Below are 17,498 nucleotides of genomic sequence, written 5' to 3'. Positions count from 1 at the left end.
GCAAATATTCACGGTTTGCCGGCAGCACCGCTCTGTATCGGTCCGCACGGCACGGACCTGGCTGAATGGTCAGGTTAGACCGGTTTACGCTACCTGACCTTTTTCTGGACCGGCGGGGCGTGTCGCAGGTTCCGAACTTCCTTTATCATCGCCGCCCTGCCGGCGCCTGTGGTGCGCCAGCCGTAGTGGAGTGAGAGATGAATACCCTGTTCATGCATTGCCGGCCCGGTTTCGAGGGCGAGGTTTGCGCCGAAATCAGCGAACATGCCGCCCGCCTGGGTGTTGCTGGCTATGCCAAAGGCAAGCCGCAAAGTGCCAGTGCCGAGTTTGTCTGTAGCGAGGAGGGCGGTGCCGAGCGCTTGATGGGGGAGCTGCGTTTCAACCAGCTGATTTTCCCGCGGCAGTGGGCACGTGGCGGTTACGTCGAACTGCCGGAAAGTGACCGCATCAGCGTACTGCTGGCGCAGTTGGCTGACTTCCCGGTGTTCGGTAGCCTTTGGCTGGAGGTGCTGGACAGCAACGAAGGCAAGGAATTGTCTACCTTCTGCCGAAAGTTCGAAGTGCCGTTGCGCAAGGCCCTGGAGAAGGCCGGCCGCCTGGTCGACGACCCTGGCCGCCCACGCTTGCTGCTGACCTTCATCAGCGGCCGGCGGGTATTTGTCGGCGTTGCATCGGCCAGCAACAGCGCCTTGTGGCCCATGGGCATCCCGCGCCTGAAGTTCCCTCGCGAGGCGCCTAGCCGCTCGACACTCAAGCTGGAAGAGGCCTGGCACCAGTTCATCCCTCGTGAGCAGTGGGAGCAGCGCCTGGGTGATGACATGACCGGCGTCGACCTGGGAGCCTCGCCGGGTGGCTGGACCTACCAGCTGGTGCGCCGCGGTATGCTGGTGACAGCCATCGACAACGGGCCGATGGCCGAAAGCCTGATGGACACAGGCCTGGTCCAGCACTTGATGGCCGATGGTTTTACCTGGCAGCCGAAGCAGCCGGTAGACTGGATGGTGTGCGATATCGTCGAGAAGCCGGCGCGTACCACCTCGCTGATTGAAACCTGGCTGGGTGAGGGGCTGTGCCGCGAGGCGGTGGTCAACCTGAAGTTGCCGATGAAGCAGCGTTATGCCGAAGTACGGCGCCTGCTCGACCGTATGGATGCAACATTCAAGGCACGCAAGATCAGGGTGTCGATTGCCTGCAAGCAGCTGTACCACGACCGCGAGGAAGTGACGTGCCACCTGCGGCGGCTCGATTTGAAGCCACGCTGAGGCCAGCGCGTCGTTCTGCGTCTGCGTCTGCGTCTGCGTCTGCTTTTGCTGTTGCTTCTAAGCGCGCGATAGTTCAGGCGACGCAGATTGCGACTTCAGGAGGCCGAGTGTAGGGCTTGCGAAGGGAGGTGACGGGCATGGATGCCCGTCAAGCGCTGGGCCCCAGGATGGGGCCTGCAGCGCGGTCCTCCCGGGAGCAAGCCCGGAGCGAGGGGACCCCGGAGCGCAGCGCAGGGGCCGGATGATGGGAGCCGACGGTTTTTGGTTCCTTTTTGCCACGACAAAAAGGGACCCGCCGTAAGGGCGGAAAGGTGACTATGCGCCACCTTCGCAAATGAATACCTACTCGATGTGGATGCTCACATCCAAGAAGCAAGAAGCAAGAAGCAAATTCGTCTGTTTTGACTCAGCGAACCGTCCGTTTGCGATGGCGACGCTGGCTCACCTTTTCGCCCTTACGGCCATCCCTTTCAAGGTCTTCGGTAGAATTCGCTGAAATCCAGTCAGGAAGACCCGAGCGATGTGGGCTGATGTACTAGCGCGATTCGAGAAAAAAGCACCCGCCAGCGTAATGGCCAAACTTGCCTTGGAGCAGGCCATTGCGCCGGAGTGGGTCGATCAGGTTTTCGAGGAGCACCGCCAACGGCAGTATTCTCGCGAGCTGCTGTTCTCGACCATTATCAAGTTGATGTCGCTTGTTTCATTGGGCTTGAAGCCATCGCTGCATGCTGCGGCAAGACAACTGGACGACCTTCCCGTCAGCCTGGCAGCTCTGTACGACAAGATCAGTCGAACCGAACCTGCCCTGTTGCGTGCTCTGGTGACAGGCTGCGCGCAGCGCTTGGCGCCGACAATCCATGAGTTGGGCTGCTCAGCCATGCTTCCTGATTGGCAAGTTCGGGTGGTCGATGGCAGCCACTTGGCCTCTACCGAAAAGCGTCTTGGCGCGCTGCGCCAAGAGCGCGGAGCGGCTCGCCCCGGGTTTTCGGTGGTGGTTTACGACCCCGACCTGGATCAGGTAATTGACCTCCAGCCGTGCGAGGACGCCTACGCAAGCGAACGAGTTTGTGTTTTGCCGTTGCTGGCTGAAGCAAAGACCAATCAGGTTTGGATCGCTGACCGTCTCTACTGCACGCTGCCTGTAATGGAGGCGTGCGAACAGGTGAAGACATCATTTGTCATTCGCCAGCAGGCCAAGCATCCACGCTTGATCCAGGAAGGTGAGTGGCAAGCACCGATGCCCGTCGCCACAGGCACTGTGCGCGAGCAATCCATCGAAGTAAAAGGCGGGCACCGTTGGCGACGTGTCGAGTTAACGCTTCATTCACCAAACGACTCAGGTGATAACAGCTTGATGTTCTGGAGCAACCTGCCCGAGAGCATCAGTGCGCAACAGATCGCAGACTTCTATCGGCGCCGCTGGAGTATTGAAGGGATGTTCCAGCGGTTGGAAGCAATTCTGGAAAGTGAAATTGAAACCCTCGGCAGTCCGCGAGCCGCCTTGCTTGGATTCACCACTGCCGTGCTGGCATACAACGTTCTGGCCTTGCTCAAGCGAAGTGTTGAACAGGCTCACCGCGATGCCTTGCCCGAGAATTGGGAAGCCTCGATCTATCACTTGGCGGTGCAGATCAGAGGGGGTTACGAAGGCATGCAGATTGCCCTGCCATCCGAGTACATGCCCGTTGTTCCGATGGAAAACCTGGCTCAGCGCCTGCTGGAGCTGGCCAGAAACATCCAGCCCAGACAGGTTGCGAAAAGCCCACGAGGCCCCAAGGTGCTCAAAGCGAAGGCCTGGGTGCAAGGGACGGCTGTACATGCTCATGTTTCGACGGATCGGGTCATCAAGGCCGCCAAAACCAAAAGACCTTGAAAGGGATGGCCCTTACGGCGAGTCACTTTTTGTCAAACGCGACAAAAAGTAACCATGGGCCTGCCCCTGCGCTGCGCTCCGGGGTCCCCTCACTCCGGCCTTGCTCCCGGCAGGACCGCGCCGAAGGCCCCATCCTGGGGCCTCAGCGCTTGACGGGCATCCATGCCCGTCACCTCCCTCCGCAAGGCCTGCGTTCAGCCTCCTGAAGTCGCGAAGATCAAGATCAAGATCAAGATCAAGATCAAGATCAAGAGCGCTGGGTTTGAAAGCCGTGCTTGGACCGCGTCGCGCTATGCGCGACAATAGCGATCATTTTCGGAGCCCCCCATGACCGATTTCACCCCCGACGCCATCCTCGATGCCACCGGCCTGAACTGCCCGGAACCCGTGATGATGCTGCACCAGCACGTACGCAACCTGGCCGCCGGCGGCCTGCTCAAGGTCATCGCCACCGACCCGTCGACCCGCCGCGACATCCCCAAGTTCTGCAACTTCCTCGGCCATGAGCTGCTGCAGCAGCAAGAGGACGCTGGCACTTTCCTGTACTGGATCCGCAAGAAAGCCGACTGAGTCGCTCTGGAACACGCCCGGCGTTGCGCCTACACTGCGCTCCCCAGACAGGAGAGCGCCATGCTGATAGTTGCCGACGAGAACATCCCGCTGCTCGATGCCTTCTTCCAGGGTTTCGGTGAAATTCGCCGCTACCCCGGCCGAAGCCTCGATGCTGCCAGCGTCAAGGACGCCGATATCCTGCTGGTGCGCTCGGTGACCAAGGTCGACCGTAAGCTGCTCGAAGGCAGCCGTGTACGCTTTGTCGGCACCTGCACCATCGGCACCGATCACCTGGACCTGGAATACTTTGCAGAAGCTGGCATCCGCTGGAGCAGCGCACCTGGCTGCAATGCCCGCGGCGTGGTCGATTACGTGCTGGGCAGCCTGCTGACCCTGGCCGAACTGGATGGCGTGGCATTGCCTGAGCGCGTGTATGGCGTAGTGGGCGCGGGTGAAGTGGGTGGCCGCCTCGTGCGGGTGCTGCATGGCCTGGGCTGGAAGGTGCTGGTGTGCGACCCGTTGCGTCAGGCCGCCGAGGGCGGCGACTACGTCAGCCTCGAAACCATCCTGCAGCAGTGCGATGTGATCAGCTTGCATACCCCGTTGCAACGCGGCGGCCAGCACCCGACCTGGCACCTGCTGGGGCAGGCGCAGCTGGCACAGTTGCGCCCGGGCACCTGGCTGTTGAACGCCAGCCGTGGCCCGGTGGTGGACAACGTGGCCCTGCGCGAGCTGCTGCTGGACCGTGAAGACGTGCACGCGGTGCTGGATGTGTGGGAAGGGGAGCCGCAGGTCGACCTGACGTTGGCCGACCTGTGCACCCTCGCTACGCCGCACATTGCCGGCTATAGCCTCGATGGCCGCCAGCGTGGCACGGCGCAGATCTACCAGGCGCTTTGCCGCTACCAGGGTGTGAACGAGCAGGTGCGACTGGCCGAGCTGCTGCCCAAGCCACCGCTGGCGCAGATCGAGCTGGATGCCAGCACCGACCTGTCATGGGCCATGGCCACCCTGTGTCGCGCCGTGTATGACCCGCGCCGTGATGATGCCGATTTCCGCCGTAGCCTGAGCGATGATCCGCAGCAACAGCGGGCGGCGTTCGACCAGTTGCGCAAGCAATACCCGCCAAGGCGCGAGATCGAGGGGCTGGCCGTGCGCTTGCACGGGGAGGCGCCGCAGTTGGCGCAGTTGGTCAGTGCCTTGGGTGGGGTGTTGGTCTAAGCAAGCCTTGTGTTGATCTTGCAGGTAGGTGCGGTTGCCTGTTGGGGCGGCCAAGCCCACTGACTGGGCAGATAAAAACCCGGCGCAAGCGCCGGGTTGCAAAGAATTCGCCGATCAACCTTTGCGTACGCGCTCGACACGGCTTTCTTCCAGGGCCTTGCAGGCCTGCTGGATCATCTGCTCGGTGATCGGCACTTCGCGCCCCTTGGCGTCGATGATCGAACCGCATACTTGCGGTTGCGGGGAGGTCTGGGGCTTCTGGTTATCACTGCCATGCTGCAAGCTCATGCACTGTCTCCTCTTCAGGTTCAAGCTCAGGGTAGCCCTGCGCCGTGACTGGCCTGTGACAGCTTCCGGGTCACGGCAGCAACAGTCCAGCAGAAACCCTGTGAAAGCTCCATAAGCTGTTTAGATCGATGCGTTATAGCAACCTTCATGCAGTCTCCCGACCGGGATGAATGGTAGGCTGCCGCTTCCCCACCCTTTGTGGTCGTCGCCATGCCCGAATCGGTTTCCCCGCGCCAACGCCGCGCCTTGCGCCTGGCTTGGCAGTTCGTTCGCCCTTATCGCCGCCAAGTGCTGCTGGCATTGCTGGCGCTGGTGGTCACCGCTGCCATCACCCTGTCGATGGGCCAAGGCATCCGCCTGCTGGTGGATCAAGGCTTCATGACCCGCTCCGCGCACCAGCTCAATCAGACCATCGGGCTGTTCCTGCTGCTGGTGCTGGCGCTGGCGGTGGGTACCTTCAGCCGTTTCTATCTGGTGTCGTGGATTGGCGAGCGTTGTGTGGCCGATATCCGTCGTGCCGTCTTTGATCACCTGATCGGCCTGCACCCAGGTTTTTTCGAGGACAACCGCAGCTCCGAGATCCAGTCTCGGCTGACTGCGGACACCACCTTGCTGCAATCAGTGATCGGTTCATCGCTGTCGATGTTCCTGCGCAACGCGCTGATGGTCATTGGCGGTGTGGTATTGCTGTTCATCACCAACCCCAAGCTCACCAGCATCGTGGTGGTAACGCTGCCGCTGGTGTTGGCACCGATCCTGTTGTTCGGCCGTCGTGTGCGCAGCCTGTCGCGGCAGAGCCAGGACAGGGTCGCCGATGTGGGCAGCTACGTGGCTGAAACGCTCGGGCAGATCAAGACCGTGCAGGCCTACAACCACCAGGCGCACGACCGTGAACTGTTCGCCGATACGGTCGAGGCAGCGTTTACTGTTGCCCGCAAGCGGATTACACAGCGTGCCTGGCTGATAACCCTGGTGATCGTGCTGGTGTTGGGGGCGGTGGGGGTGATGCTGTGGGTCGGCGGCATGGATGTGATCGCCGGGCGTATATCCGCAGGCGAACTGGCTGCATTCGTGTTCTACAGCCTGATCGTCGGCAGCGCCTTCGGTACCCTCAGTGAAGTGATCGGCGAGTTGCAACGGGCCGCGGGTGCCGCCGAGCGCATTGCCGAACTGTTGGCCGCGCGAAGTGCCATCCTGCCGCCCGCCGAGGCGCAGGTGCTGCCACAGCCGCGGGCCAGTGGGCGTATCGAGCTGCAGCAGGTCGTGTTCGCTTACCCTTCACGGCCCACGGTGGCAGCTGTCGACGGCCTGAGCCTGACCATCGAACCCGGGCAGACCGTCGCCCTGGTTGGCCCTTCCGGGGCAGGCAAGTCGACCCTGTTCGATTTGTTGCTGCGCTTTTACGACCCACAGCAAGGGCGCATCCTGCTCGATGGCCAGCCGGTTATCGAATTTGATCCCGACCAGCTACGCCGGCAGTTCGCTTTGGTGGCACAAAACCCCTCGCTGTTCCGTGGCACGGTGGAGGCCAACATTCGTTATGGCCGGCCCGAGGCGACCTTGGCTGAAGTCGAAGCAGCGGCCCGTGGCGCCCATGCCGACGAATTCATCCGGCAACTGCCCCAAGGCTACCAGACCCAGCTGGGGGAGGGCGGCATCGGCCTTTCCGGCGGGCAACGCCAGCGCCTGGCGATTGCCCGGGCCTTGCTGGTCGATGCGCCGATCCTGTTGCTGGACGAAGCCACCAGTGCCCTTGATGCACAAAGCGAATACTTGATCCAGCAAGCGCTGCCCAGCCTGATGGCCGGCCGTACCACGCTGGTAATCGCCCATCGCCTGGCCACGGTACAGCATGCCGAGCGCATCGCGGTCATCGACCAAGGCCGGCTGGTGGCGGTGGGCACCCACCGTCAGTTGATCGAGGACAGCCCGTTGTATGCGCGGCTGGCAGCGCTGCAGTTCACCACGGGCTAGCGTGTCGTGGCTTTGTAACATTTCTGTAGTAATTGCCTGAGAAGATTTGCCTCAACTGTTGCGTAAGTGCTCGACCTGGCTGCCATTGCGTGATGGCAGCTTTTTTTTGGCCTGCCAGTAATGAGGCTGTACAGCGGCCTCTGCCTACTCCCTCTGGTTCCGAGACCCTCGATGTTGCGTAAATCCCTCAGAGTGCAAATTCTCTCGCTGCTCGGCGGCAGTGTGCTGGCGATGCTGCTGATCGCCCTGGTGTGTTTCCAGTTCCTGTCGTCCAGCGTGCGTGGCTACGCCGAGCTGGTCGACGGGCCGCTGCGGGCCTCGCAATTGATTGACGAAGCCAACCTGCAGTTCAAGATCCAGGTGCAGGAATGGAAGAACGTGCTGTTGCGAGGGCGCCAGCCTGCGGAAATGGACAAGTACTGGCAGCAGTTCCAGGCCCGCGAAGAGCAAGTACAACAACTGCTCGGGCAATTGATCGACAACAGTGATGCCAGGCTCAAGGCGTCGCTGCAGCAATTGCGCGACAGCCACCGCCAGTTGGGCCAGGCCTATGCACAAGGCCGCCAGGCGTTCCTGGCGGCAGGCGGCGACCCGGTAGCGGGCGACCGGGCGGTCAAAGGCGTGGACCGTGCCGCCAGTGAGCAAATGAGCGAACTGGTCGAGCAACTGCGCGCCGATGCTCGCCAGCGTGCAGCCAGCATCAATGCCAGTGCCGAGCGCACGGTATGGTTGGGCCTGCTGGTGATGCTGGCTTCTGCGGTGCTGGTGGGGCTGCTCAGCCTGTGGCTGGTCAACCGTAGCCTGATCGAGCCGATCCGCCAGTTGATCGAGTACGTCGCGCAGCTCAGCCAAGGCAGCTTTGCTGCCCGGGTCGACAGCCGTCGGGAGGATGAGCTGGGGCGTCTGGCGCGGGCGGCCAACACCCTGCGTGACTTCCTTGCCGATACCGTCGGCCGGCTGCAGGACAACGCTCAGGAGCTGGAAGGTGCCAGCGGCCAGTTGCGCAGTATTGCCGGTGACATGGCCCGCGGTACTCATGACCAGTTCCAGCGTACCGACCAGGTAGCCACGGCCATGCACGAAATGTCCGCCACTGCCCAAGAGGTCGCTCGCCACGCCGCCGAGGCGGCCCGCGCGGCCGATGACGCCGACCACAGCGCCCAGGCCGGCGAGCAGGTGATGCAGCAGACCATCGACATCATCGGGCTGGTCAACCGCGAAATCGCCGGCACGGCAACGGTAATTCGCGATCTCGAGCATGACAGCACACGGATAGGCAAAGTGCTGGAAGTGATCCGCGGCATTGCTGAACAGACCAACCTGCTGGCGCTTAACGCGGCCATCGAAGCGGCCCGTGCTGGCGAAGCCGGGCGTGGTTTTGCGGTGGTCGCCGATGAAGTGCGCAGCCTGGCCCAGCGCACGGCAGCGTCGATTGCAGAAATTCACCAGATCATCGAGGCGGTACAGTCGGGGGCTGTGGAGGCGGTCAAGGCCATCGAAAGTGGCCAGCAACGTAGCCAGGAAGGGGCTGAGCAGGTCGAGCAGGCCGGGCAGATGCTGCAACGTATCACCCAGGCGGTGGAGGCGATCCGCGACATGAACCGGCAGATCGCCACAGCGGCCGAGGAGCAGACCAGCGTGGCCGAAGATATCTCGCGCAACCTGATCGAAATTACCCGGATTGCCACGGCCAACCAGGAAGCGGTGCAGCATACCGAGCAGGCGGGGCAGCGCCTGCATGGTTTGTCAGGGCAGTTGGGCGAAGTCACCTCCCGCCTGAGCGCCTGACTCGGTTTGCAGGAGTTGCAGGTGCCCATCGAGGCTGAAGCCGCGCACTGACGTATTTTTCGCACACAACAAAAAGCCCGCACATGGCGGGCTTTCTGACAAGGATTTGGTCGGAGAGACAGGATTCGAACCTGCGGCCTTCTCGTCCCGAACGAGACGCGCTACCTGGCTGCGCTACACTCCGATGAACAAAATCCTACTGCATCCCGTTTTTGCTCGCAAGCCCTTGTTGTTTAAAGGGCCATAGCCTGAACGGGGCCTTGATCAGAGCTCTTTGACGCTGCGGATCTGGTCCTTGTTCAGGCGTGTGCGCTTGCCGTCGAGTTGCTCGAATTCATAGAAGCCAGAGTCTTCATCGTAGGACGGTTTGTCGGTCGCCTGGATCTCCCGGCCATCGTTCAGGGTAATGACGGTTGGGGTCGAGCAGCCAGCAAGGGCGCCCAAACCCAAGGCAAGCAGGAAGGCGGGTAGGGTCCGTTTGATCATCGTGTTTCTCCAAGTGCGATGGTGCTAGATGACATTTATGACGCAGGACGTTAGTGCAAGTTCACTCCAAGTGCAGCATAGCGATTAATTCGTTCTCTTGACCCAAGGCAAGGCTGAGGGGGGCAACGCTGGAAAAGGTGCGCTGTGATATAACTGCGTCCATCTCATCCTGTTGTGACGGACACCCATGAAAGCCAAGGCAGATACCCCCTTCGTGGCGCTGAACATCGCCGTGCTCACGGTCAGCGACACCCGTACCTTCGACACCGACACCTCTGGCCAGATGTTCGTCGACCGCCTGAGCGCCGCCGGTCACCGCCTTGCCGAGCGCGTGCTGCTCAAGGATGACCTGTACAAGATCCGGGCCCAGGTCGCCACATGGATCGCCGATGACAACGTGCAAGTGGTGCTGATTACGGGCGGTACCGGGTTTACTGGCCGCGACAGCACCCCCGAGGCGGTGGCCTGCCTGCTGGACAAGCAAGTAGACGGCTTTGGTGAGTTGTTCCGGCAGATTTCCGTGGCCGACATTGGCACCTCCACCGTGCAATCGCGAGCCTTGGCCGGGCTGGCCAACGGTACGCTGGTGTGCTGCCTGCCGGGCTCGACCAACGCTGTGCGCACCGGTTGGGATGGCATCCTGGCCGAGCAGCTCGATGCCCGTCATCGCCCGTGCAACTTCGTGGCGCACCTGAAGCAGGCAGCGGCCTGTGACAGCCGTGGCTGAGGTCAGCCAGGCCCGGCCGCTGATGCCGGTGGAACAGGCGCTGGAGCAACTGCTGGCGCTGGCCGAAGCTGCACCGATCCGCGAGACCGAAAACCTGCCGCTGGCCGAAGCCGAGGGCCGCGTGCTGGCCACCGACCTGGTGGCCTCGCTCGATCTGCCGCCCTGGCCGAACAGCGCCATGGACGGTTATGCCTTGCACCTGGCTGACTGGCAGGGCCAGCCGCTGCCGGTCAGCCAGCGTATTTTCGCCGGTCATGCGCCCCAGCCGCTGCAACCGGGTACCTGCGCGCGGATCTTCACCGGTGCGCCTGTGCCGGAGGGGGCCGACTGCGTCGAAATGCAGGAAAACACCGAAGTGCTCGAAGATGGCCGGGTGCGCTTTCTCGAAGTGTTGCGCACCGAGCAGAACATACGCCCTCAAGGCCAGGAAACCCGTAAAGGCGAGCAGGTGATGAGCGCCGGCACCCGCCTTGGGCCGATCGAACTCGGCCTGGCGGCGACCTTGGGGCATGGCCGTCTGGACGTGGTGCGCAAGGTGAAAGTGGCAGTGCTGTCGACCGGCGACGAACTGGTCGAGCCAGGCCTGCCGCTCGGGCCCGGGCAGATCTACAACAGCAACCGCAGGCTGCTGGTCAGCTGGTTGCAGCGGCTGGGTTGCGAAGTGGTCGATGCCGGCATCCTGCCGGATGACCTGGCGCGCACTCGCACCTGCCTGGCTGAACTGGGTGGCGTAGACCTGATTCTGTCCACCGGAGGTGTCTCGGTGGGCGAGGCCGACTACCTCGGTGCTGCCCTGCGCGAGGCTGGCGAACTGGCGTTGTGGAAGCTGGCGATCAAACCGGGCAAGCCGCTGACCTTCGGCCACTTCCAGGGCGTGCCGGTGATTGGCTTGCCGGGTAACCCGGCCTCGACCTTGGTCACCTTCGGTCTGCTGACCAGGCCCTACCTGCTGCGTCGTCAGGGGGTGATTGACGTCACGCCGTTGCGGTTCGACATGCCGGCCGGGTTTGACTGGCCCAAGCCGGGTACGCGCCGCGAATACCTGCGCGCGCGCATCGAACAGGGCCGCGTGCGCATCTACAAGAACCAGAGCTCGGGTGTGCTGCGCAGCGCCGCTTGGGCGCAGGGGCTGGTGGAAGTGCGTGAAGGCAGCACGCCGAAGCAGGGCGACAACGTGCCATTCATCCCCTTCAGCGAGCTACTTGGCTGAGCGGCCCAGCCAGGCACTGGCCAGCGGCGCGGCCTCGGCCGGTGCCGCCTGGGTCAGGCGTATGTGCACATTCTCCAGTTGTTGGGCAGCCACGCTCCAGTCGTGGCGCTGGCGGGCAAACTGGCGCCCGGCATCGCTCAACTGGCTCATGCGCCAGGGTTGATTGAGCAACTGGGTGATCAGCAATGCCAGTTGGTCACCGTCGTCACTGCCCACGTAGTGCTCGCCGTTATTCACGGTCAGGCCTGAAACGCCCTTGTCGGTGGTGATCACGGGTAAGCCGGCGGCCATCGCTTCGAGGATTTTCACCTTCGAGCCACCGGCATAACGCAGGGGGGCAAAGAACAGCGCGGAACGTCGTTGCAGTTCACGCAGGTCGGGGCGGTAGCCGAACCATTCAATGCGTGGGTCGTTCCAGTGAAGCTTCCAGTTGGCCGGCATGGCATGCCCGGCGATCGCCAGACGCACTGCCGGGTTGCTCATCCAAACCTTCGGCATGATGTCGTCCAGTGCCCATTCGATGGCCTCCAGATTGGCGCCATATTCAAAATTGCCGACGAACAACAGACGCTGGCTGTGCAGCGCAGGTTGCACCTGCTGGTAGAAATCACAGTCCACGCCGTTGACCACCACATTCACCGGGCGCCCGCTGATCTGCGCGATTAGCTCGGCATCGTGGGCGCTGACAGCCACCAGTTCGGTGGGCTGGCGCAGCACACGGTGCTCCCAGCGCCGGTAGCGCCAGCGGTCGAAGGCGTTGAGCGGGCGCAGCCACAGCGGCAGGCGATCGTGGCAGGCACCGCCCATTACCGACTCCAGGGTGTGCTCGCTAAGCATGAAGGGCAGCCTGCGAGCCTGCAGGGCTTTTTCGAACGGCTGGAAGCTGTAGCTGTGCTCGATCTGGATCACGTCCCAGGGTTCGTCCAGCAGTTGCTCGAACCGGTGCCGCAAGCAAGGTGCCAGGCCATTGATGATTGCCCGCATGGGGTAGTCGATGATGGGGGAAGCCAGCAGGTTGAGTGGGCTGTGCAGCGGCCTGCGGGGTAGCACGATCAGGCGTTCGAGGAGTGGCTCGAGGGCCTCGCGTGCTGCGTCGCTGAGAGGGATTTTCGACTGCACCAGCAGGGTGATCCGGTGACCGCGCTGGGCCAGTGCACGCAGCAGATGGTATTGCCGGGTCTTGTGGCCGCTGGTGGTCGGCCAAGGCAGGTAGGGCAGTGTCCAGAGAATGCGCATGACCCAAAGTCCTCGCAAAAGGCTGCAGATAGCAAAACGCGCCCGTTGACAGCAGTGGGGGAGCCACTGCCGGGCGCGTCCATGGCAATAGGGGTATTTGCTGAGCATAGCCGGGATTGCCAAGTGTGGAAAAAATGACCGGCGACGCGATCAGTTGCAGGCGTGGCGCCGGCCCAATGTTTTTTCCAGGCCATGCAACGATCCGCGCAGGCCAGTGGTCGAGATAGGGGGTGGTCCATTTTACGGAGACGCGCACATGCAAGGGCGCAAGGCAATGCTGGTGCTGCACGGCAAGCAGGCGATGAACGAAGACGTGCGCAGCGCCGTGGGCGACCTGCGCGATAGCGGCTGGGTGCTGGATGTACGGGTTACCTGGGAGGCGGGCGACGCCCAACGGCTGGTCGCCGAGGCACTGGCAGCGGGCTACAGCCATATCGTCGCCGGTGGCGGGGACGGCACGTTGCGTGATGTGGCCGAGGCCATGGGCCTGGCCGCTACCCAGGCCAGCCTGGCCTTGTTGCCCTTGGGTACGGCCAACGATTTTGCCAAAGCCGCTGGCATCCCCTTGGAGCCGGCATCGGCGCTGGCCTTGCTGAATGTCGCGCCACAACCGATAGACCTGGGGCAGGCTGGCGATCAGCTGTTCCTCAACATGGCCACGGGTGGCTTTGGCAGCCAGGTCACCGCCAATACCTCCGAAGACCTCAAGAAAGTGCTGGGCGCTGCGGCTTACCTGTTCACCGGGTTGTCCCGCTTCAGTGAGCTACAGGCGGCTTCGGTGGAGCTACAGGGGCCAGGCTTCCATTGGCAAGGGGATTTGCTGGCGCTGGGTATCGGCAATGGCCGACAGGCTGGGGGCGGGCAGGTGCTGTGCCCCGAAGCCATGGTCAACGACGGTTTGCTTGACGTCGCTATTCTGCCTGCACCACAGGAAGTGGTGGGGGCTCTGCGGGACCTTTTGGGCGGTGACGGCCTGTTCGTTCGGGCCAGGCTGCCATGGGTCGAGATCAAGAGTTCGCAAGGGTTGGACATCAACCTCGATGGCGAGCCGTTGCAGGCTGCCAACCTGCGCTTTCAGGCAAGGCCGGCGGCGTTGCACCTGCACCTGCCGGCCGGGTCGCCGTTGCTCAGTCATCCAGGCTGATGATTTTTTCGCGTACGGCGAACAGCACCAGGCCGGCCACGTCGTGAATCTGCAGGCGCTTCATGATTTGCGAGCGGTGAGTTTCCACGGTCTTGATCGACAGGCCCAGGCCCGCAGCGATTTCCCGGGTGGACTTGCCGCGCACGATCAGGCGCAGGATCTCAAGTTGCCGTGACGTCAGATTATGCCGTTCGCCAGCGCTCGGCTTGCCTTGTTTGGTGTGCCGCAGCGCCTGGTTGATGACGGTGTGGGCGATGGCCGGGCTGAGGTAGCGCTCACCGTGGCGTACGGCACCCAGCGCCTGTTCCAGCTCGGTGGCGCTGGTGTCCTTGAGCAGGTAGCCGTGGGCGCCGCTTTCCAGGGCCCGCATGATCAGGTCCGGGTCGGTGTGCATGGACAGGATCAGCACCTTGCAGGTACTGCCGCTGGCCCGCAGTTGGGTGAGGGCGTCCAGGCCGCTGGTCGAACGCATGGAAATGTCCAGCAAGATGATGTCGGGCGCCAGTGTGCGTACCTGGTCGAGTAGCTGGTTGCCGTCGTCGGCTTCGCCGACCACGTCATAGTCGGGGATATCGCAGACCAGTGCACGCACCCCGGCGCGGATCAGCGAGTGGTCATCTACCAGCAGTAGTCTACAGGTCATGGTTGGTAATACTCCTGGCGCGTTGCTGGGTGCGCGGGGACCACGGGAACATCGCTTCGATCTGCGTGCCTCGGCCAGGCTGACTGGTGATGTCGAGGCTGCCCTGCAGCGCGATTACCCGCTCCTGCATGCCGGCCAGGCCGCGCTGACCGGCCTCGGCCGGGTGCCGGGCAGGGGCGAAACCACGACCATCGTCCTGGATCGACAACGACAGCCCTTCAGGGGTGCGTTGCAGGCGGATGACCAGGTTGTGTGCCTGGGCGTGGCGCAGCATGTTGGTCACTGCCTCCTGGGTAATACGGAACACTGCCATGGCCACGGCTTCGTCGATGCCGCCCAGGCGCTGGTTGCACGCCAGGCTCCAGTGCACGCCGCTGGTGGCCAGGGTGCGTACCAGGTGCGCGCGCAGGCTGGCTTCCAGGCCAAGGCTGGCCAACTGCCGGGGGTTGAGCAGCGCGGAAACATCGCGCACGTTACCGAGGGTGTCATCCAGCGTGCTGCGCAGGGCGTCGCAGTGCCCCTGCAACTCGTCGGGCATGCGCCGTTGCAGCCACTGCAGTTGCAGCTTGGCAGCGGTGAGCAGTTGACCGATGTCGTCGTGCAGTTCCCGGCCCAGATGCTGGCGCTCGTCTTCTTGTACCTTGAGCATGCGCTCGGCCAGCTCGGCCGGGCGCAGGTGGATCGACCTGGCGCCCAGGCCCAGTTGTACAACAGCACCCAGCGTGGCGACCAACTGCAGCACTAGCAGGCTGGCCGGGATTGCCTGGTTGGCCAGGTACAGCGCCATGTTGGCAATCAGTGAGGCCACGCACAGCCCGACCGTTGCCCAGCGCAGCACGGCGGCGCGGGAGCAGCAATGCAAAGAAGTCTTCAAGCGTGGAAACATAGGTAGGGAGGCCACTGAAGTATTGCTGATGGAGGCCTTGCACAATGCTGCTCAGAGGCTTTGGCGCAGTACTTTCGTTGTTTTTTTGAACACGTATTCCTGCCACCGTTGTTCCGGTCGCAAGCGTTTGTGGGGGCGCATATTACCACTTTGCATTGCATCGGTCGCGGCCGGGTAACGCGTTGAAACGCCTACTGGTCGGGCGCTTTCGGGTAGCAAAGTGCCACCCTTTAATCGCGCTGTACCCACTTGTGCTGTAACTAGCGCGACAATGATTCAACGGCATGCACCGAAAGCCTGGTGAACTTTCAAAGTTCGACCATGGTCGGGTTTCAATAAAGTTGCTTAGTTGCACTTTGCGTCAGGTTAATGCATGCGGTTAGAGCGGTTGGGGAGGGGGCTGGTTGCCGCGTCACTGTGCGGGTGAATGCACGCGTTGCCTTCTTCATCGCAGGACGCACAGGCTGGCGCAAAGGGGGGTTGTACGACCTTGGCCAGTTCACCCAGCAGCACCAGTTGCTCACCGATGTCCAGGTTCAGTCGCCCTGTACGGCTATCGACCAGCTCCAACTGCCAGGCCAGCAAGGTCAGGCACGCCCCTATCGCGGGCAGGGCTTCACGCTGCAGGCAACCACCGTGACAGGCCGGGGCGAGCAACTGTTGCAGGGAGGTGGTGTAGTGGGCAACTTCACGCAGGCCCAGGCGCGTAGCTTGACGGGCGATAGTGTCGAGGGTGTTGTTCAGGCAACTGCAGGCATCCGGGTCATTGTCTATAAGCTCCAGATGCTGCAGGCATTCCTGGGCCTGGGTCAGCAGTACCTGGGCATCCAGCAGAAAGCCCTGCAGGGCGTCATCGAACGATAAGGCAGTGTCCATCATCAAGTCCCCGCGCGTGGGGTAGGCGCAGGGGGCGGGCACGCCGAAACGATAGCTAGCAAAAGCCTGACTCCATTCATGCAATGAGAATGGCGTCACATTAATGGCTAAAGGATATCGCGAACATCAGGTTGCACCCGATTGCCGCTAAGGGTTTCCCTGATCAAAGGCTAGGGTAGGGAACTTTTGCCGTGCCCTGATTTGCCTCGGCGTGTCGGCAGTAAAGCATGATGGTAAAGTGATATCAATTATCCGCGCGGCATTTTCCCGCAAGGGTCAAGGTGTGCGTGAAGCCGCCGATACAGGGTAGATGATTTCACCTTTTACGACTCAAGCCTGGGGGCTTTCCAATGGCTGGCATTCTCGACACGGTAGACCAACGCACGCAACTGGTGGGTGAGAACCGCCTGGAAATTCTGATGTTTCGCCTGGCCGGTCGCCAGCTGTTCGCGATCAACGTGTTCAAGGTGCAGGAAGTACTGCAACTGCCCAAGCTGACCCTGATGCCCCAGCGCCACGCCTATGTCTGCGGTGTGGTCAACCTGCGCGGGCAGACCCTGCCGGTGATCGACCTGTCCCAGGCGATCGGTATGCGCCCGCTACAGCCGGGGCCGGACAGCACCATCATCGTCACCGAATACAACCGCTCGGTGCAGGCCTTCCTGGTAGGCGGTGTCGACCGCATCGTCAACATGAATTGGGAGTCGATCATGCCGCCGCCTTCCAGTGCCGGTCGCCAGCACTACCTGACTGCCATCACCAAGGTCGATGAGAAGCTGGTGGAGGTGATCGACGTGGAAAAGGTGCTGGCCGAAATCGTGCCCTACAACGCCCGGGTTTCTGGCGACAAGCTCGCCGACCCAGTGCTGGCCCGGGCCCGCGGCCGCGAAGTGCTGCTGGTGGACGACTCCAGTGTGGCCTTGGCGCAATTGCGCGATACCTTGTCCCAGCTGGGCATGAAGCTGCATGTGGCCAGTGATGGCCTGAAGGCGCTGCGCATGCTCAAGGGCTGGGCCGACGCCGGTGAAGACGTGTGCGAAAAGCTGCTGATGGTGTTCACCGATGCAGAAATGCCGGAAATGGACGGCTATCGGCTGACCACCGAGATCCGCAGCGATGCCCGTCTGCGCCAGCTCTATGTGGTGCTGCACACCTCGCTGTCGGGCAGTTTCAACGAATCCATGGTGAAGAAGGTGGGCTGTGACAACTTCCTTTCCAAGTTCCAGCCTGATCGCCTGGTCGATGTGGTCAAGCAGCGCCTGCTGCTGGATACCACCGCTGCGTGAACGTTGTGCCGGCCAGGTATAAGCTTGGCTTTTGGCATGAAGCGAG

Annotated in this window: 17 protein-coding genes, 1 tRNA gene and 1 pseudogene; 12 read left to right on the top strand and 7 right to left on the bottom strand. The window is 62.4% G+C overall.

The annotated features are described in order from the left end of the window. Window positions 1-197 precede the first annotated feature (197 nt). The 5 genes from rlmM to pdxB all read left to right on the top strand — a co-directional run bounded on the left by rlmM (window position 198) and on the right by pdxB (window position 4,908). Complete coding sequence (gene rlmM, locus ACI7M0_RS18310; RefSeq protein ID WP_129934017.1) at window positions 198-1,262, top strand: 23S rRNA (cytidine(2498)-2'-O)-methyltransferase RlmM; 1,065 nt, start codon at window positions 198-200, stop codon at window positions 1,260-1,262. A gap of 571 nt (window positions 1,263-1,833) precedes the next feature. Further along, on the top strand, window positions 1,834-3,135 hold the full coding sequence (locus ACI7M0_RS18305) for an IS4-like element ISPpu8 family transposase (protein ID WP_010952894.1): 1,302 nt from the start codon (window positions 1,834-1,836) through the stop codon (window positions 3,133-3,135). Between the two features lie 162 nt (window positions 3,136-3,297). Then, window positions 3,298-3,441: a hypothetical protein gene (locus tag ACI7M0_RS18300; RefSeq protein ID WP_405314454.1), complete on the top strand. Its 144-nt coding sequence runs from the start codon at window positions 3,298-3,300 to the stop codon at window positions 3,439-3,441. A 21-nt stretch (window positions 3,442-3,462) separates the two neighbouring features. Beyond that, a complete protein-coding gene (gene tusA, locus ACI7M0_RS18295; protein WP_003248727.1) occupies window positions 3,463-3,705 on the top strand; it encodes a sulfurtransferase TusA in 243 nt (80 codons plus the stop codon). A gap of 60 nt (window positions 3,706-3,765) precedes the next feature. After that, window positions 3,766-4,908: a 4-phosphoerythronate dehydrogenase PdxB gene (gene pdxB / locus ACI7M0_RS18290; RefSeq protein WP_129933315.1), complete on the top strand. Its 1,143-nt coding sequence runs from the start codon at window positions 3,766-3,768 to the stop codon at window positions 4,906-4,908. Window positions 4,909-5,022: 114 nt separating this feature from the next. Here the strand turns inward: pdxB and ACI7M0_RS18285 are convergent, their stop codons facing one another. After that, complete coding sequence (locus tag ACI7M0_RS18285; protein WP_003248731.1) at window positions 5,023-5,196, bottom strand: PA1571 family protein; 174 nt, start codon at window positions 5,194-5,196, stop codon at window positions 5,023-5,025. A 210-nt stretch (window positions 5,197-5,406) separates the two neighbouring features. Between ACI7M0_RS18285 and ACI7M0_RS18280 the strand changes: the two genes are divergently transcribed. The 3 genes and pseudogenes from ACI7M0_RS18280 (at window position 5,407) to ACI7M0_RS18270 (ending at window position 8,958) form a co-directional block, all read left to right on the top strand. Next, window positions 5,407-7,170: an ABC transporter transmembrane domain-containing protein gene (locus ACI7M0_RS18280; RefSeq protein WP_129933316.1), complete on the top strand. Its 1,764-nt coding sequence runs from the start codon at window positions 5,407-5,409 to the stop codon at window positions 7,168-7,170. A gap of 120 nt (window positions 7,171-7,290) precedes the next feature. Beyond that, window positions 7,291-8,025: pseudogene (locus tag ACI7M0_RS18275) on the top strand (methyl-accepting chemotaxis protein); the annotation flags it as partial. A gap of 165 nt (window positions 8,026-8,190) precedes the next feature. Further along, complete coding sequence (locus ACI7M0_RS18270) at window positions 8,191-8,958, top strand: methyl-accepting chemotaxis protein (RefSeq protein ID WP_370688774.1); 768 nt, start codon at window positions 8,191-8,193, stop codon at window positions 8,956-8,958. Window positions 8,959-9,065: 107 nt separating this feature from the next. On the opposite strand, the gene ACI7M0_RS18265 is transcribed toward ACI7M0_RS18270, so the two are convergent. Beyond that, window positions 9,066-9,142 (bottom strand) — tRNA-Pro (locus ACI7M0_RS18265). 80 nt (window positions 9,143-9,222) lie between these two features. Further along, window positions 9,223-9,444 (bottom strand): YgdI/YgdR family lipoprotein, encoded by a 222-nt coding sequence (locus tag ACI7M0_RS18260; RefSeq protein WP_129933317.1) that lies wholly within the window; start codon window positions 9,442-9,444, stop codon window positions 9,223-9,225. A 187-nt stretch (window positions 9,445-9,631) separates the two neighbouring features. On the opposite strand from ACI7M0_RS18260, the gene moaB reads away from it, so the two are divergent. Both moaB and glp read left to right on the top strand, forming a co-directional pair. Further along, on the top strand, window positions 9,632-10,171 hold the full coding sequence (gene moaB / locus ACI7M0_RS18255; RefSeq protein WP_010953117.1) for a molybdenum cofactor biosynthesis protein B: 540 nt from the start codon (window positions 9,632-9,634) through the stop codon (window positions 10,169-10,171). Beyond that, window positions 10,155-11,381 (top strand): gephyrin-like molybdotransferase Glp, encoded by a 1,227-nt coding sequence (gene glp, locus ACI7M0_RS18250; RefSeq protein WP_129933318.1) that lies wholly within the window; start codon window positions 10,155-10,157, stop codon window positions 11,379-11,381. The genes moaB and glp overlap by 17 nt, the downstream gene beginning before the upstream one ends. Here glp and ACI7M0_RS18245 read toward each other — a convergent pair. Next, entirely contained in the window at window positions 11,370-12,617 is a 1,248-nt protein-coding gene (locus tag ACI7M0_RS18245) for a glycosyltransferase family 4 protein (RefSeq protein WP_064492321.1), read from the bottom strand. The genes glp and ACI7M0_RS18245 overlap by 12 nt on opposite strands. Before the next feature lie 256 nt (window positions 12,618-12,873). Here ACI7M0_RS18245 and yegS point away from each other — a divergent pair, with 256 nt between their 5' ends. Beyond that, window positions 12,874-13,761 (top strand): lipid kinase YegS, encoded by an 888-nt coding sequence (gene yegS, locus ACI7M0_RS18240; protein ID WP_010953119.1) that lies wholly within the window; start codon window positions 12,874-12,876, stop codon window positions 13,759-13,761. On the opposite strand, the gene ACI7M0_RS18235 is transcribed toward yegS, so the two are convergent. The 3 genes from ACI7M0_RS18235 to ACI7M0_RS18225 form a co-directional block, all read right to left on the bottom strand. Then, window positions 13,745-14,404, bottom strand: coding sequence for a response regulator transcription factor (locus tag ACI7M0_RS18235; RefSeq protein ID WP_129933319.1), 660 nt, complete (start codon window positions 14,402-14,404; stop codon window positions 13,745-13,747). The genes yegS and ACI7M0_RS18235 overlap by 17 nt on opposite strands. Further along, window positions 14,394-15,290 (bottom strand): sensor histidine kinase, encoded by an 897-nt coding sequence (locus ACI7M0_RS18230; RefSeq protein ID WP_020192587.1) that lies wholly within the window; start codon window positions 15,288-15,290, stop codon window positions 14,394-14,396. Before ACI7M0_RS18230 ends, ACI7M0_RS18235 begins: the two co-directional genes overlap by 11 nt. Before the next feature lie 366 nt (window positions 15,291-15,656). Continuing rightward, window positions 15,657-16,166, bottom strand: coding sequence for a histidine kinase (locus ACI7M0_RS18225; protein ID WP_104962214.1), 510 nt, complete (start codon window positions 16,164-16,166; stop codon window positions 15,657-15,659). A 350-nt stretch (window positions 16,167-16,516) separates the two neighbouring features. On the opposite strand from ACI7M0_RS18225, the gene ACI7M0_RS18220 reads away from it, so the two are divergent. After that, window positions 16,517-17,452, top strand: coding sequence for a chemotaxis protein CheV (locus tag ACI7M0_RS18220; RefSeq protein WP_003248753.1), 936 nt, complete (start codon window positions 16,517-16,519; stop codon window positions 17,450-17,452). Window positions 17,453-17,498 lie beyond the last annotated feature (46 nt).

This window comes from Pseudomonas sp. 10(2024) (assembly GCF_045164175.1).
In the GTDB taxonomy this organism is placed as follows: Bacteria; Pseudomonadota; Gammaproteobacteria; order Pseudomonadales; family Pseudomonadaceae; genus Aquipseudomonas; species Aquipseudomonas alloputida.
The sequence above is the reverse complement of the archived record's forward strand: the minus strand, read 5'-3'. Positions and strand labels throughout refer to the sequence as shown.

Bases quoted from the DNA above. Each gene is read 5' to 3' on its own strand.
- rlmM (WP_129934017.1), top strand. From the start codon at position 198: ATGAATACCCTGTTCATGCATTGCCGGCCCGGTTTCGAGGGCGAGGTT.
- ACI7M0_RS18305 (WP_010952894.1), top strand. From the start codon at position 1,834: ATGGCCAAACTTGCCTTGGAGCAGGCCATTGCGCCGGAGTGGGTCGAT.
- ACI7M0_RS18300 (WP_405314454.1), top strand. From the start codon at position 3,298: ATGCCCGTCACCTCCCTCCGCAAGGCCTGCGTTCAGCCTCCTGAAGTC.
- tusA (WP_003248727.1), top strand. From the start codon at position 3,463: ATGACCGATTTCACCCCCGACGCCATCCTCGATGCCACCGGCCTGAAC.
- pdxB (WP_129933315.1), top strand. From the start codon at position 3,766: ATGCTGATAGTTGCCGACGAGAACATCCCGCTGCTCGATGCCTTCTTC.
- ACI7M0_RS18285 (WP_003248731.1), bottom strand. From the start codon at position 5,196: ATGAGCTTGCAGCATGGCAGTGATAACCAGAAGCCCCAGACCTCCCCG.
- ACI7M0_RS18280 (WP_129933316.1), top strand. From the start codon at position 5,407: ATGCCCGAATCGGTTTCCCCGCGCCAACGCCGCGCCTTGCGCCTGGCT.
- ACI7M0_RS18270 (WP_370688774.1), top strand. From the start codon at position 8,191: ATGGCCCGCGGTACTCATGACCAGTTCCAGCGTACCGACCAGGTAGCC.
- ACI7M0_RS18260 (WP_129933317.1), bottom strand. From the start codon at position 9,444: ATGATCAAACGGACCCTACCCGCCTTCCTGCTTGCCTTGGGTTTGGGC.
- moaB (WP_010953117.1), top strand. From the start codon at position 9,632: ATGAAAGCCAAGGCAGATACCCCCTTCGTGGCGCTGAACATCGCCGTG.
- ACI7M0_RS18245 (WP_064492321.1), bottom strand. From the start codon at position 12,617: ATGCGCATTCTCTGGACACTGCCCTACCTGCCTTGGCCGACCACCAGC.
- yegS (WP_010953119.1), top strand. From the start codon at position 12,874: ATGCAAGGGCGCAAGGCAATGCTGGTGCTGCACGGCAAGCAGGCGATG.
- ACI7M0_RS18235 (WP_129933319.1), bottom strand. From the start codon at position 14,404: ATGACCTGTAGACTACTGCTGGTAGATGACCACTCGCTGATCCGCGCC.
- ACI7M0_RS18230 (WP_020192587.1), bottom strand. From the start codon at position 15,290: ATGTTTCCACGCTTGAAGACTTCTTTGCATTGCTGCTCCCGCGCCGCC.
- ACI7M0_RS18225 (WP_104962214.1), bottom strand. From the start codon at position 16,166: ATGGACACTGCCTTATCGTTCGATGACGCCCTGCAGGGCTTTCTGCTG.
- ACI7M0_RS18220 (WP_003248753.1), top strand. From the start codon at position 16,517: ATGGCTGGCATTCTCGACACGGTAGACCAACGCACGCAACTGGTGGGT.